A 12,676-nucleotide genomic window follows, 5' to 3' on the forward strand; every position below is an offset into this window, starting at 1 on the left:
CATCGATCACCTCCATCCGGATCACCAATGATCTCCGACGACCAGAACGAGGACGGCAATCGCGAATGGTCGCGATTCTGGCTCACGGCGCGGCAATTCTGGCTCGGATCGACGGCGTGGCGGGTCTGGCTGCTTTGCGTCGCCCTGGTCGTCCTCGTGGTGCTCCAGCTCTACGTGCAGTTCCGCTTCAATTACTGGAACAGGGATTTCTTCGACGCGCTGGAGGGCCGCGATCCGACGCGGCTGCGGCAGCAGGCCGCTCTGCTCATTCCGCTTTGTCTGGCGAGCGTCGTGCTGGCGATCGTCTCGGTGTGGGGCCGCATGGTGATGCAACGCAGCTGGCGGCAATGGTTGAGCGCCAAGGTGATCAATTACTGGGTCGAGAACGACCGCTATGCGCGGCTCGCGACGGTGCAGGGCGATCTGAAGATTCCGGAGTATCGCATTGCCGAGGACGTCCGCATCGCCACCGATGCGCCGATCGACTTCGTGGTCAGTGTGATCTCCTCGCTGCTGACGGCGGTCGTGTTCGTCCAGGTGCTGTGGCAGGTCGGCGGATCCATCGGCTTCGTCGTGGGCGGGCAGCAGTTGTGGATTCCAGGCTACCTGGTGGTCAGCGTCGTCATCTATTCCGGGCTGGTGACCGGGGCCATGCTGTGGGTCGGTTCGCCGCTCACGCGCGTCATCCAGACCAAGAACCAGGCCGAGTCGGAGCTGATCACCGCGGCCCATCACTTGCGCGACATCGGCGAAGGCATCGCGCCCAAGCAGGAGGAACGCGGCGTCATTGCCGGGCTGTGGATGGCGCTCGACCGCACGATCCAGCAATGGAAGCGGCTGTGCTGGCAGCTGATGCGCAACACCCTGGTGTCTCATCTGAATACGCTGCTCGCGCCGATCATCGGCCTCGTGCTGTGCGCGCCGAAGTTCCTCGGCGATCAGATGACCCTGGGCGAACTCACCCAGGCAGCCGCTGCGTTCACGCTGGTGCAGGGGTCGTTCAATTGGATGGTGGACAATTTCAACCGCCTCGCCGAGTGGATGTCGTCGCTGGAGCGCGTCGGCGGGTTGCTGCTCTCGCTCGATCGGCTCAACGGTGATGCGGCGAGCGATGTCACGCCGTCTCGAGCCGCACGTCAGCCTGCAGACGGCTGACGTCGGCGGGATCGCACAGCGCGGTGCCGGTGCGCAGCAGCGCCGCGGCACCTGCGGCGACTGCAAAGCGAAACGCGTCGTCCAGCAACTCGCCAGCGGCGAGCTTCGCGACCAGCGCGCCGAGAAAGCTGTCGCCGGCGCCGACCGCATTGACCGGCACCATCGTCAGCGGCTGAGCGCGCAGCACGCGGTCGCGGGTCACCAGCAGGGCGCCGAGATGACCCATGGTCAGCGCGACGGTGCCGGCCTTGCCGCTCGCGACCAGCGCGTGGGCGGCTTTCTCCCACGCCGTTGCATCGGGCAGGGCGCCGCCGACCAGCTCTTGCATCTCGTGCAGCGACGGCTTCATCAGGTCGATGCCGCCGGCAACCGCCGCGGCCAAAGCTGGACCCGAGGTGTCGAGCACGAATTGCGCGCCGCGTGATCGTGCAAGCGTCGCAGCGCGCGCGTAGAAGTCGGTCGGGACGCCGCGCGGCAGGCTGCCGCTGCCGATGACGAAGCGGGGGAACGGATCCTGGGCTGCGAGCAAGGCAAGGCCGGCCTGCCATTCGGCCTCGGTCAGCGTCGGACCCGGCAGGATGAAGCGATAGGGCTGGCCGCTGACGCGCTCCTGGACGAAGAAGTCCTCACGCGTGTCCTCGGCCGTCGCCCAGGTGCGGCTGGCGACGCCTTCCTTCTCGACGAGCTGCTTCAGCAGCAGGCCGGTCGGACCGCCGACCGGATAGAGCGCGGTGACGTCGCCGCCGAGGCGGGCGATGACACGGGCGACGTTGATGCCGCCACCACCGGGATCTCGCTGTTGCGTCGTGCCGCGCAGCTTGGCCACCGGCACGATTTTCTCGACGCTCGTCGAGACGTCGACGGCCGGGTTCGGCGTGATCGTGACGATGTCGCTCATTCGATCTCAGTGCGTCGGGGAGCCGCCGCTCGCGGTGATGCCGGCCTCGAAGAACGATTTGAGACCGAGGAAGCTGATGTCGGGCTTGGTGACGATGTGCACCGGGATCGGCCGCAGATAGCTGTCATAGCGTCCCTTGCTCTCGAACTGCCGGCGGAAATCGGATCGTGCAAAGTAGTCGGGAAACCGCGGCGGGATGCCGCCGGCGATGTAGACGCCGCCGCGGGCACAGAAGGTGAGCGTCAGGTTGCCGGCGACGGCGCCGAGCCAGGCGCAGAACATGTCGAGCGTGGCGCGGCTGGTGGCGCAGCCGCCGTCGAGCGCGGCGCTGGTGATGGCGGCGGCGTCGCGCTTCGGCACCGAGGCTCCGTCGACGGCCGCGATGGCATGATAGACGTTTTCGAGACCCCTGCCGGACAGCGCGCGCTCGATCGAGACATGGCCGAAGTGCTCGCGCATCTTGGCCAGCACTGCGGCCTCGCGCGCGGTGGTGGCCGGCAAGGTGGCGTGACCCGCCTCGGTGACGGCAACCGTGGGACGGCCGCCGCCCGGCAGATAGCAGGCCGCGCCAAACCCGGTGCCCGGGCCGATCACCAGCATCGGCGCGCCGGCGACCGCCGCGCTGCCGCCGAGCGGATACAGATCATCCGGCCGCAACGCCGGCAGCGACCAGCCGACGGCCTCGAAATCGTTCAGCAGCTTCGCCGAGCGGAGATTGAATTGCGCGGCCAGCTCGGCGCCGTCGATGGCCCAGGTGCTGTTGGTCAGCATGCCGCGATTGCGCTCGATCGGCCCGGCGATATCGAGCACGGCCGCGGAGGGGGCTCCGCCTTCTGCGTGCCGCGACAGGAACGCGGTAATCGCATCGGCAATGGTGGCGAAGTCCGCGACCTTCAGGTGTTCGACCTCGCCGACCACGCCATCGTCGAGCAGCGCGAAGCGCGCATTTGTGCCGCCGATATCGCCCAGAAGAACGCGATCGCTCATGCCTCAGTCTTCCGCCCGGTTGTACGGCCCGTCGGAGGTCCGGTGGGCCGCGATCATGTCCGCATACCATCGCGCAGACGCCTTGGGAATGCGACGCTGCGTGGTGTGGTCGACATAGACAATGCCGAAACGCTGCGAATAGCCCGCCCCCCATTCAAAATTATCCAGCAGCGACCACACGAAATAGCCGCGGACGTCGGCGCCTTCTTTCATCGCCTGTTCCATGGCGGCAGTGTAGGCCTTGAGATAGGCGATCCGGTCCACGTCATGAACCTGGCCATCATTGCCGAGGACGTCGGCAGCTGCGGTGCCGTTTTCAAGCACGTAGATCGGAAGCAGGAACCGCTGGTGGATATCCAGGAGCGTGTCGTGGAACGCACCGGGCACGACCGGCCAGCCGATCGCGCTGCGCGGCACGGTGTCGGGCGCCGGCCCGAAGCTCGCCCCGATCAGGTTGGTGTCAGCCCTCACGTAATGCGGCGAGTAGTGGTTGAGCCCGAACCAGTCGACGGGCCGTGCGATCTGCGCCATGTCGCCGGGCGCGACATATGGCGCGACGGCCTCCGCCAGCTCCGGCGGGTAGCTGGCAAACGCTTGCGGGAACGGGAAAGCGTCGTTCCAATAGGCTGCGAGCCGCAGCGCCGCTGCAGCGTCCGCCGGCTTGCTGGTGCAGGGATAGCAGGGCTGGCGGTTGTGGATCGCGCCGATCGAGGCGCCGGCGACGTCTTTGCGCAGCACGTCGACGGCGCGGCCATGGCTGAGATTGACGTGATGGATCGCCTTGTGCAGCGCCATCTTGTCGGCCAAGCCAGGGGCATGCCAGCCGAGGCCGTAGCCGAACAGCGTGAACACGCAGGGCTCGTTGAAGGTGGCGAAGCGCTTGACCCGGTCGCCATAGCGCCGCGCGACCAGCGCGGTATAGTCGGCGAACCAGCCGGCGATGTCGCGGTTCTGCCAGCCGCCGAGCGCCTCCAGCGCCTGCGGCAGGTCCCAGTGGTAGAGACAGAGCCACGGCTCTATCTCAGCGGCAAGCAGGGCGTCGATCAGGCGGTCGTAGAAGGCGAGGCCGGCTTCGTTGGCCGCGCCGCGGCCTTGCGGCAGCACCCGCGGCCAGGAGATCGAGAAGCGATAGGCGTTGAGGCCGAGCTCTTGCATCAGCACCACGTCGCCGGCGTAGCGATGATAATGGTCGCATGCGGTCTCGGCCGTGTCGTTGGTCTTGGTGCGGCCCGGCGCGCGCAGAAAGACATCCCAGATGCTGTCGGCGCGGCCGTCGAGATGGGCTGCGCCCTCGATCTGGAAGGCCGAGGTCGAGGCACCCCAGAGAAAGCTCGGACGGATGGTCATGATCGAGAGGGGCCCTTGCGTTGTTGCGATCAGCCGCATGATGGCGGTCGCCGGCGCTCCGCCGTTGACCGGGATCAAGCCGACGATACCGTGGCCGGTGTGGCCTGCGAAGATGTCCTGCGCCGGGCAATGCAATCATGCAGGCAACAGGCTTGCATCGGAGCCGAAAGCTGTGGAACGTGCGGCCGCCGAAAACTGGAGTCCCGGCGCGAATGAGCGTTTTTCTGCTGCGGCGCTGCCTGACCTTGCTGGCGACCCTCGTCGGCGCGTCGCTGATCATATTCCTGGTGCTCGACGCGCTCCCGGGCAACGCCGCCCAGATGCTGATGGGCGCGGATGCCTCGCCCGATGCGGTCAGGGCGCTGACGGTCAAGCTCGGGCTGGATCAGCCGCTGGCCTGGCGCTACCTGCACTGGATCGGCGGCATGCTGAGCGGCGATCTCGGCAACAGCTATGCCTATGGCACGCCGGTGGCCGAACTGATCCGCGAGCGGCTGGCGATGACGATTCCGCTCGCGATCCTGGCCATGGGACTCACGACCGTGCTGGCGCTCGCGGCCGGCATCTACACGGCCGCCAATCACAACCGCCTCGGCGATGTCGGCGTGATGTCCCTGACCCAGATCGGCATCGCCTTGCCGAACTTCTGGTTCGCGATCCTCCTGATCCTCCTGTTTGCGGTGAAGCTGCAATGGCTGTCGGCCGGCGGCTTCCCCGGCTGGGAGGACGGCATCTGGCCGGGGCTGCGCGCGCTGCTGTTGCCGGCCGTGGCGCTGGCGGTGGTGCAGGCCGCGATCCTGGCGCGGGTGACGCGCTCTGCGGTGCTCGACGTTCTGCGCGAGGATTTCGTCCGGACCGCGCGCGCCAAGGGCCTGACGAAGCGCGAGGTGCTGTGGCAGCACGTCTTGCGCAACGCGATGATCCCGGTGCTCACCGTGATGGGCCTGCAATTCGCAAACCTGCTGGCCGGCACCATCGTGATCGAGAACGTGTTCTATCTGCCGGGCCTGGGGCGTCTCATCTTCCAGTCGATCGCCAATCGCGATCTCATCGTCGTGCGCAATTGCGTCATGCTGCTGGCGGCGATGGTGATCGTCGTCAACTTCGTGGTCGACGTGCTGTATGCGGTGATCGATCCGCGCATCAAGGTGCACGAGCTGTGAGTTCGTCCGTGATCGTTCAAGCCGCAGCCGGCACGGCCCCCGCGCCGAGCGCGTTCTGGCGCCGCGCGTTGCGCCATCGCAGCTTCATCGTCGGCGCGCTGCTGTGTCTGCTGGTGCTCGGCGCTGCGCTGCTGTCGCTGGTGTGGACGCCGTGGTCGGCCTATGAGATCGACGTCGCCTCGAAGCTGCGGCCGCCGTCATCAGCACATTGGCTCGGCACCGACGTGCTCGGCCGCGATATCGTCTCGCTGCTCTTGGTCGGCGCGCGAGCGACCATTCTGGTCGGCATCATCGCCGTCGGCATCGGTCTCACCTGCGGCGTCTGCCTCGGCCTGATCGCAGCCGCGCAGCGCGGCTGGACCGAGGAGCTGATCATGCGCTTCAGCGATTTCACCTTCGCCTTTCCGGCGGTGTTGTCGGCGATCATGCTGGCGGCTGTGATCGGCCCGGGCATGGTGACCTCGATCACCGCGATCGGCATCTTCCAGATCCCGGTGTTCGTGCGCGTCACCCGCGGCCAGGCCGGTGCTGTCTGGGCGCGCGAGTTCATCCTGGCGGCACGCGCTGCCGGCAAGGGCCGCTTCCGCATCACCATCGAGCACGTGCTGCCGAACATCCTGTCGATCCTGATCGTGCAGGCGACGATCCAGTTTGCGCTGGCGATCCTGGCGGAGGCGGCGCTGTCTTATCTCGGCTTGGGCACCCAGCCGCCGCAGCCGTCCTGGGGGCGCATGCTGAACGATGCGCAGACCTTGCTGTTCCAGTCGCCGAGCCTCGCCGTGTACCCCGGCGCCGCCATCGCGCTCGCGGTGCTCGGCCTCAACCTGCTCGGCGACGGCCTGCGTGATCTGCTCGACCCTCGGCTGGCGAGGCAGCGATGATGGCGAGCGATCAACCTCTGCTCGATGTCAGCGGTCTCGGCATCCGGCTCAACACCAGCCGCGGCCCGGCGCAAGCGGTGCGCGAGGTGTCGTTCGCGCTCCGGCGCGGCGAGACCTTGGGCATCGTCGGCGAGTCCGGCTGCGGCAAGTCGATCACGGCGCTCGCTCTGCTCGGGCTTCTGCCTGACAGCGCTGTCGTCAGCGGCAGCATCAAGCTCGATGGCCGCGAGCTGGTCGGATTGCCCGATGCCGATTACTGCAAGCTGCGCGGCAACCGCATCAGCATGATCTTTCAGGAGCCGATGACCGCGCTCAACCCGATGCATACGATCGGCCACCAGGTGGCGGAGCCGCTGCTGCGACATACCGGCTGCTCCGCGACTGAAGCGAAACGCCAGGCGATCGCGCTGCTCGACCGCGTCGGTCTGCCGGACCCCACCCGACGCTACGACGCCTATCCGCACCAGTTCTCCGGCGGCCAGCGCCAGCGCGTCACCATCGCGATGGCGCTGGCCTGCAAGCCCGACGTGCTCATCGCCGACGAGCCGACCACCGCGCTCGACGTCACCATCCAGCGCCAGATCCTCGACCTCATCGCCGATCTCGTGGCCGAGCAGGGCATGGCGATGATCCTGATCTCGCATGACCTTGGCGTCATCGCCGAGAATGTGCAGCGTATGATCGTGATGTATGGCGGCACGGTGGTCGAGAGCGGCAGCACCGATGCGGTGTTCTCGCGCATGGGCCATCCCTACACGCAGGGCCTGTTCCGGGCGCGGCCGCGGCTCGGGGCCCGCAAGGGTACGCGGCTTGCGACCATTGCCGGCACCGTGCCGGAGCTCGCCGATCTGCCGGCCGGCTGTCCGTTCGCCGATCGCTGCGGGCTGGTGATCGACGCCTGTCGCACGGCGCTGCCGCCGTCGATCGAGATCGGCACCGGGCACGGCGTCCGGTGCATCCGGACCGGCGTCGCGCTCGCATGTGATCCGGCGGGAGTGGTCGCTTGAGCACCGCCGCGCAAGGAATTGCAGAGACGCCGCTGCTCGAGGTCAGGGAGCTCGTGCAGCGCTACGCGCTGCCGCGCGAGAGCCTGCTGCGGCCGCCGGGCCAGGTGCTCGCGCTCAACGGCGTGTCGCTGACGTTGATGCCGGGTAAGAGCCTCGGCATCGTCGGCGAGTCCGGCTCCGGCAAATCGACCCTGGCGCGGCTGATCATGGCGTTGGAGCGGCCGTCATCGGGATCGGTGCTGATGTCCGGGCGCGATCTCAACCGCCTCTCGGTGGATGAGCTGCGGCGAGCCCGTCGCGATTTCCAGATGGTGTTTCAGGACCCATATGGATCGCTCGATCCGCGCCAGATCATCGCGCGCATCGTCGCCGAGCCGCTGACCGCGTTGGAAAGCCCGGATCGCAACAGCCTGCGCACGCGCGTGGCAACGGTGCTGCGGCAGGTCGGATTGCGCGACGCCGACATGGACAAGTATCCGCACGAGTTCTCCGGCGGCCAGCGTCAGCGCATCGCGATCGCGCGGGCGCTGATCACGCAGCCGAAGCTGATCGTCGCCGACGAGCCCGTCAGCGCGCTCGACGTCTCGGTGCAGGCGCAGGTGCTCAATCTGATGCAGGACCTGCAGGAGCAATTCGGCCTCAGCTATGTGCTGATCAGTCATGATCTGGCAGTCGTCGACTATCTCTGCGACGAGGTCGCGGTGATGTATCTCGGGCGCATCGTCGAGCGCGGACGGCCCGAGGATCTGTTCGGCCAGTGCGCGCACCCGTACACCCGGGCGCTGCTCGACGCCGTGCCGCGGGCGCAGGCCGGCGCGATCCGGCGCCGGCGCGAGAGCGTCGCGATCGCGTCGCAATCCCTCGGCGCGGCCGGATGCGCCTACGCGCCGCGCTGTCCACTCGCTGATGCCCAGTGCCGGGCGACGGCACCCTCCCTGCGGGCGCTCGCGGGGCTGCATTCCGCTGCCTGCCACAAGGCGGAAAGCGTGATGGCGCTGCCGGCGCTCGTCGCCGCAGAACACCAGCCTCTTGTCTCGAAGCCGCTTTGACGCGTAACTTGGTTCCGTCCGGGAGAAACGAACAATGTTGAAAAGACTATCCATCGTCGCATTGGCCGCGCTCGTCGCGGCCACCGCTGTGCCGGCCTCGGCACAAAGCAAGAAGGACAGCGTCGTCGTCGGCATGACCTTGGAGCCGCCGGGGCTCGATCCGACCAGCGCGGCCGCCGCGGCCATCGCCGAGGTCACGCTCTACAACGTCTATGAGACGCTGACCAAGATCAACGAGGACGGCTCGGTGTCGCCGCTGCTGGCCTCGAGCTGGCAGGCCTCGTCGGATCTGAAGAGCTACACTTTCAAGCTCGTCAAGGGCGTGAAATTCCAGAACGGCGAGGCGTTCGATTCCGTCGCCGTGAAGTTCTCATTCGAGCGCGCCGGCGCCGCCAACAGCACCAACAAGGACAAGGCGCTGTTCCAGGCGATGGAGGCGGTCAACGCGCCCGATGCCGAGACGATCGAGGTCAAGCTCAAATATTCCGAGCCCAACCTGCCGTTCCTGCTCGGACAGGCCACAGCCGCGATCGTCGAGCCGAAGAGCGCGCCGACCAACGCGACGCAGCCGGTCGGCACCGGGCCGTACACGCTGGGTAGCTGGGCCAAGGGCTCGTCCCTGAGCTTGAACAAATGGCCGGACTATCGCAACGCCGCAGCCGTGAAGCTGTCCAAGGTGACGATCCGCTTCATCTCCGATCCGGCGGCGCAGGTCGCGGCGCTGTTGTCGGGTGACGTCGATGCCTTCCCGCGCGGCACCACGGCGCGCACCATCGCGCAGTTCAAGTCCGACCCGCGCTTCACCGTGCTGATCGGCGGCTCAAAGGCGAAGACCATCGTCACCATCAACAACAAGAAGAAGCCGCTCGACGACGTCCGCGTCCGCCGCGCGATCCTTGCCGCGATCGATCGCAAGGCGATGATCGAAGGCGCCGTCGACGGCCTGGGTACGCCGATCGGAAGCTTCTACGTGCCGGGCTCGCTCGGCTATGTCGACACCACCGACATCAATCCCTACGACCCGGAGAAGGCCAAGAAGCTGCTGGCGGAAGCCGGCATCGCCACGCCGCTGCAACTGTCGCTGCGGCTGCCGCCGCCGGCCTATGCGCGCCAGGGCGGCGAGGTGCTCGCGGCTCAATTGGCCAAGGTCGGCATCGTCGCCAAGATCGAGAATCTCGAATGGGCGGCGTGGCTGTCACAGGTGTTCAACGGACCGCATGATTTCGACCTGACCATCGTCTCGCATGTCGAGCCGTTCGATCTCGTGAAGTTCACCGATAAGAACTACTACTTCGGCTATCAGTCCGAGGCCTTCGACAAGCTGTATCAGAAGATCGTCGACACGCCGAACGAGGCAGAGCGCACCAAGCTGCTCGGCGACGCCCAGCGCATGCTGGCAACGGATGCGGCCGCCGGCTTCCTGTTCCAGCCGCAGTGGATCACGGTGATCAACAAGAAGCTGAAGGGCGTCTGGAAGGACGTGCCTCAGTTCGAGAACGATTTCGCGAGCTGGTCGTGGGAATGATCGTGAGCCCGTTTTGCTTGGCTGCGAAATAATTCCTGCGCAATGCGGTGCCCTCTCCCCTTGTGGAAGAGGGCATCGCCGGTCCATCCATATGTGCGGTCGCGTGACGGGTATCTCTCCACGAACGACACCATTGATTCTACAGATCAGTTCGGCCATTCGATGGGCGTAAAGCGCATCTGCCGTCGTCGCATTTCAGCCTGAAGCTCCTGGGCGTATTGCTTGGCCCGGTCTCCGATGAGCCGATAGGGTCCCCCGATCCGACTATCAGCGGCAACTTGCTTTCGGACACTCTCATAATAGGCCAACAGACTTTCGTCGGTTGAATTCTCAAATCGCATCGATGCTCCCCGAAACGCAACCTTAGGTATCAAATTTTGCCACTATCGCCGCGGCATGGCAGTGACATAGGTTAAGTTCCGTTGCCCAAAAAAGTTCCTTGTGTGTTCCGGATTATGGCCGAGCGAATTTCGCTCCGGAGCCCGGGGGGGGGGAACTTAGGACCGCTGGCTGCGTAGAATTTGGGGTGTCGGCGTCGACCGAGCGCTCAGGAACCTGCGGTTCGGCAGCGGTCGCGCGCATGGGACGAACAACGGTTTCGCGGCAGACGCGGCCGAGCTGTCAAGAAGGGCGAGGGGCTGCGATGCGCACCGAAGTTCTCGTCGTCGGCGGCGGGCCGGCCGGCCTGATGGCCGCGATCTATCTGGCGCGGTTCCGACGGGACGTCGTGATCATCGACAGCGGCGCATCGCGGGCAGCCCTGATTCCCCGCAGTCATAATCTACCTGGCTTTCCTGACGGCATTTCGGGACATGAGCTGCTCGCGCGGATGGAGCATCAGGTGGAGGACCTCCGCGTCCCGATCATCCGCGGCACAGTGACATCGCTCGACCGGACCGGCGCCGACGTCGTCGCGACATATGCTGACGGTGCAATCGCCGCGCAGCGGGTGATTTTGGCGACGGGGATCGTCGACAGGCAGTTTCCTCTTCCCGACTGGATCGAGGCGGTTCGCCAGGGTGAGCTGCGCTACTGCCCTGTCTGCGATGGCTACGAGGCGGCCGGCCGCAAGATCGGCATCGTCGGCGCACTCGGTCATGCTGCAGGCAAGGCGCTGTTCATGCGTGTCTACAGCGCCGACATCACGTTGATCCCGAGTGATGACGCGCAGAACGTCGCAGCGCGGGAGGAGCTGGCCGCGGCCGGGGTTCGCGTGATGCCGCCTCTCCAGTCGCTTCAGCGCCAGAGCGGTGCCATCGAGGCGGTGTTCGCGGATGGCGCCAGCGAACGCTTCGAGGTCATCTATCCCGCGCTGGGGGCTGAGGTCCGCTCGGAGCTCGCCATCCGGATGGGCGCGCGACACACGGCCGAGGATTTTCTGGAGGTGGACGCCAAGCAGCGCTGCGGCGTCGACGGGCTTTATGGTATCGGCGACGTCGTCACCGACCTACACCAGATCTCGGTCGCGTTCGGCCATGCCGCGGTGGCCGCCTGCCACGCACATCATTCGCTGCCGATGCGCTATGTGTAACCTTCCGGCAGGGCAATCATGCGAAGTCGATCACAACCTCAGATCGTGCTATCCTGTGTTAACGCGTTTGGTGTTGATCTGTCGGACCTTGGCGCATGGACAGGAAATCGGCATGTTTGGCGGCGGCGTCGAGCTGCCATGAGGAAGCCGCACGCGATCCGGCACGCCGCGACCTTTGGCTGCAGGAAGCATCGAAATGGACGGCGCTGGCGGGCGAGCCGGCTGGCAACGCGGTGATCATCTGCGAACAGGCCGCCTCTGCGACCAAGGAAGCCCGCGGCTGAGTGCAGCTATTGCAGCGTCGGGTCGAGCCGGTCACGCAGCCAGTCGCCGATCACGGACACCGCAAGCGTGGTCACGACGATGATGATCGCCGGCGCCAGCATGATCCACGGCGCGCGCGTGAGATATTCGCGGCCATAGCCGACCATGTTGCCGAGGCTCGTCATCGGCGGCTGCACGCCGAGCCCGAGGAACGAGAGGCCGGACTCCAGCAGGATGACTTCCGGAAACACCAGCGTCATCGACACGATCAGGGTCGAGGCGATGTTCGGCAGGATGTGCCTGAGATACACGCGCTGCGGCGTCGCGCCGAGCTGGCGGACGGCCGCGGCATAGCCCTGCGCATTGGCCGAGATGGCGAGCCCGCGCGCGATCCGCGCATAGCGCTCCCAGCCGAACAGGCCCATCAGCCCGATCAGCAGCGGCAGCGAGTTGCCGAAGAAGGCGAGCACGGCAAGCGCGAGGATCAGGAATGGCATGCTGGCCTGGAAGTCGGCGAGCATCAGCACGGCCTGCTCGACGAGGCCGCGGAAATGCGCGGCGAGAAAGCCCAGCGTGGTGCCGGCGATGGCGGAGATCGCGGTGGCGCCGAATGCGATCAGGAGCGAGATCCGGATCGAGACGATCAGACGCGACAGCACGTCACGGCCGAGTTCGTCGGTGCCGAGCCAATGCGCGGCGTTGCCGGGCAGCGTCAGGCGATTGCGCAGGTCGAACTTGGTGAAGCCATAAGGTGCGAACTGGTCGGCGAAGACGGCCAGCAGCAGCATTGCCGCGATCCAGCACGCGGCGATCGTGACGGAGACGGGAACGTCGGGCCAGCTCAGCCGCCGCGCGGCAGGTGCCTTCAT

At 66.4% G+C, this 12,676-nt stretch carries 13 protein-coding genes; 8 read left to right on the forward strand and 5 right to left on the reverse strand.

Annotated elements, in window-relative coordinates; all coding sequences use genetic code 11:
- Positions 1-27: 27 nt before the first annotated feature.
- A complete protein-coding gene (locus tag QX051_RS26095) occupies positions 28-1,155 on the forward strand; it encodes an SbmA/BacA-like family transporter (protein ID WP_315778094.1) in 1,128 nt (375 codons plus the stop codon).
- On the opposite strand, the gene QX051_RS26100 is transcribed toward QX051_RS26095, so the two are convergent.
- From QX051_RS26100 to QX051_RS26110, 3 genes are read right to left on the reverse strand one after another with little or no spacing between them, the layout of a single operon-like run.
- On the reverse strand, positions 1,115-2,053 hold the full coding sequence (locus QX051_RS26100) for a 1-phosphofructokinase family hexose kinase (protein ID WP_315778095.1): 939 nt from the start codon (positions 2,051-2,053) through the stop codon (positions 1,115-1,117). The genes QX051_RS26095 and QX051_RS26100 overlap by 41 nt on opposite strands.
- 6 nt (positions 2,054-2,059) lie before the next feature.
- Positions 2,060-3,040, reverse strand: a complete 981-nt coding sequence (glk, locus tag QX051_RS26105) for a glucokinase (RefSeq protein ID WP_315778096.1) — start codon at positions 3,038-3,040, stop codon at positions 2,060-2,062.
- A gap of 3 nt (positions 3,041-3,043) precedes the next feature.
- Positions 3,044-4,387 carry a GH1 family beta-glucosidase gene (locus QX051_RS26110; protein ID WP_315778120.1) on the reverse strand — a complete coding sequence of 448 codons (1,344 nt, stop codon included), beginning with the start codon at positions 4,385-4,387 and terminating at the stop codon, positions 3,044-3,046.
- 212 nt (positions 4,388-4,599) lie between these two features.
- Between QX051_RS26110 and QX051_RS26115 the strand changes: the two genes are divergently transcribed.
- The 5 genes from QX051_RS26115 to QX051_RS26135 are packed head-to-tail and all read left to right on the forward strand — an operon-like array spanning position 4,600 to position 10,012.
- Positions 4,600-5,550, forward strand: a complete 951-nt coding sequence (locus tag QX051_RS26115) for an ABC transporter permease (protein WP_315778097.1) — start codon at positions 4,600-4,602, stop codon at positions 5,548-5,550.
- An 8-nt stretch (positions 5,551-5,558) separates the two neighbouring features.
- Positions 5,559-6,431, forward strand: coding sequence for an ABC transporter permease (locus QX051_RS26120; protein ID WP_409998139.1), 873 nt, complete (start codon positions 5,559-5,561; stop codon positions 6,429-6,431).
- Positions 6,428-7,438, forward strand: a complete 1,011-nt coding sequence (locus QX051_RS26125) for an ABC transporter ATP-binding protein (protein WP_315778098.1) — start codon at positions 6,428-6,430, stop codon at positions 7,436-7,438. Before QX051_RS26120 ends, QX051_RS26125 begins: the two co-directional genes overlap by 4 nt.
- A 17-nt stretch (positions 7,439-7,455) precedes the next feature.
- The gene (locus QX051_RS26130; protein WP_315778121.1) at positions 7,456-8,487 is read left to right on the forward strand and encodes an oligopeptide/dipeptide ABC transporter ATP-binding protein; all 1,032 of its coding nucleotides are present in this window, start codon (positions 7,456-7,458) and stop codon (positions 8,485-8,487) included.
- Positions 8,488-8,521: 34 nt separating this feature from the next.
- Positions 8,522-10,012, forward strand: coding sequence for an ABC transporter substrate-binding protein (locus QX051_RS26135; protein ID WP_315778099.1), 1,491 nt, complete (start codon positions 8,522-8,524; stop codon positions 10,010-10,012).
- 146 nt (positions 10,013-10,158) lie between these two features.
- Here QX051_RS26135 and QX051_RS26140 read toward each other — a convergent pair whose 3' ends face one another.
- Positions 10,159-10,353, reverse strand: a complete 195-nt coding sequence (locus tag QX051_RS26140; RefSeq protein ID WP_315755179.1) for a hypothetical protein — start codon at positions 10,351-10,353, stop codon at positions 10,159-10,161.
- 302 nt (positions 10,354-10,655) lie between these two features.
- On the opposite strand from QX051_RS26140, the gene QX051_RS26145 reads away from it, so the two are divergent.
- Together QX051_RS26145 and QX051_RS26150 are read left to right on the forward strand one after the other, a co-directional pair.
- Complete coding sequence (locus tag QX051_RS26145; protein ID WP_315778122.1) at positions 10,656-11,543, forward strand: NAD(P)/FAD-dependent oxidoreductase; 888 nt, start codon at positions 10,656-10,658, stop codon at positions 11,541-11,543.
- 116 nt (positions 11,544-11,659) lie between these two features.
- Complete coding sequence (locus QX051_RS26150; RefSeq protein WP_315733792.1) at positions 11,660-11,827, forward strand: hypothetical protein; 168 nt, start codon at positions 11,660-11,662, stop codon at positions 11,825-11,827.
- A gap of 6 nt (positions 11,828-11,833) precedes the next feature.
- Here QX051_RS26150 and QX051_RS26155 read toward each other — a convergent pair whose 3' ends face one another.
- Positions 11,834-12,676, reverse strand: coding sequence for an ABC transporter permease (locus QX051_RS26155; RefSeq protein WP_409997731.1), 843 nt, complete (start codon positions 12,674-12,676; stop codon positions 11,834-11,836).

The sequence above is a fragment of the Bradyrhizobium sp. SZCCHNR1053 genome (genome assembly GCF_032381235.1).
Classification (GTDB): domain Bacteria; phylum Pseudomonadota; class Alphaproteobacteria; order Rhizobiales; family Xanthobacteraceae; genus Bradyrhizobium.

Coding starts and splice junctions, on each gene's coding strand:
- QX051_RS26095 (WP_315778094.1), top strand. CDS start 28: ATGATCTCCGACGACCAGAACGAGGACGGCAATCGCGAATGGTCGCGA.
- QX051_RS26100 (WP_315778095.1), bottom strand. CDS start 2,053: ATGAGCGACATCGTCACGATCACGCCGAACCCGGCCGTCGACGTCTCG.
- glk (WP_315778096.1), bottom strand. CDS start 3,040: ATGAGCGATCGCGTTCTTCTGGGCGATATCGGCGGCACAAATGCGCGC.
- QX051_RS26110 (WP_315778120.1), bottom strand. CDS start 4,387: ATGACCATCCGTCCGAGCTTTCTCTGGGGTGCCTCGACCTCGGCCTTC.
- QX051_RS26115 (WP_315778097.1), top strand. CDS start 4,600: ATGAGCGTTTTTCTGCTGCGGCGCTGCCTGACCTTGCTGGCGACCCTC.
- QX051_RS26125 (WP_315778098.1), top strand. CDS start 6,428: ATGATGGCGAGCGATCAACCTCTGCTCGATGTCAGCGGTCTCGGCATC.
- QX051_RS26135 (WP_315778099.1), top strand. CDS start 8,522: ATGTTGAAAAGACTATCCATCGTCGCATTGGCCGCGCTCGTCGCGGCC.
- QX051_RS26140 (WP_315755179.1), bottom strand. CDS start 10,353: ATGCGATTTGAGAATTCAACCGACGAAAGTCTGTTGGCCTATTATGAG.
- QX051_RS26145 (WP_315778122.1), top strand. CDS start 10,656: ATGCGCACCGAAGTTCTCGTCGTCGGCGGCGGGCCGGCCGGCCTGATG.
- QX051_RS26155 (WP_409997731.1), bottom strand. CDS start 12,676: ATGAAGGCACCTGCCGCGCGGCGGCTGAGCTGGCCCGACGTTCCCGTC.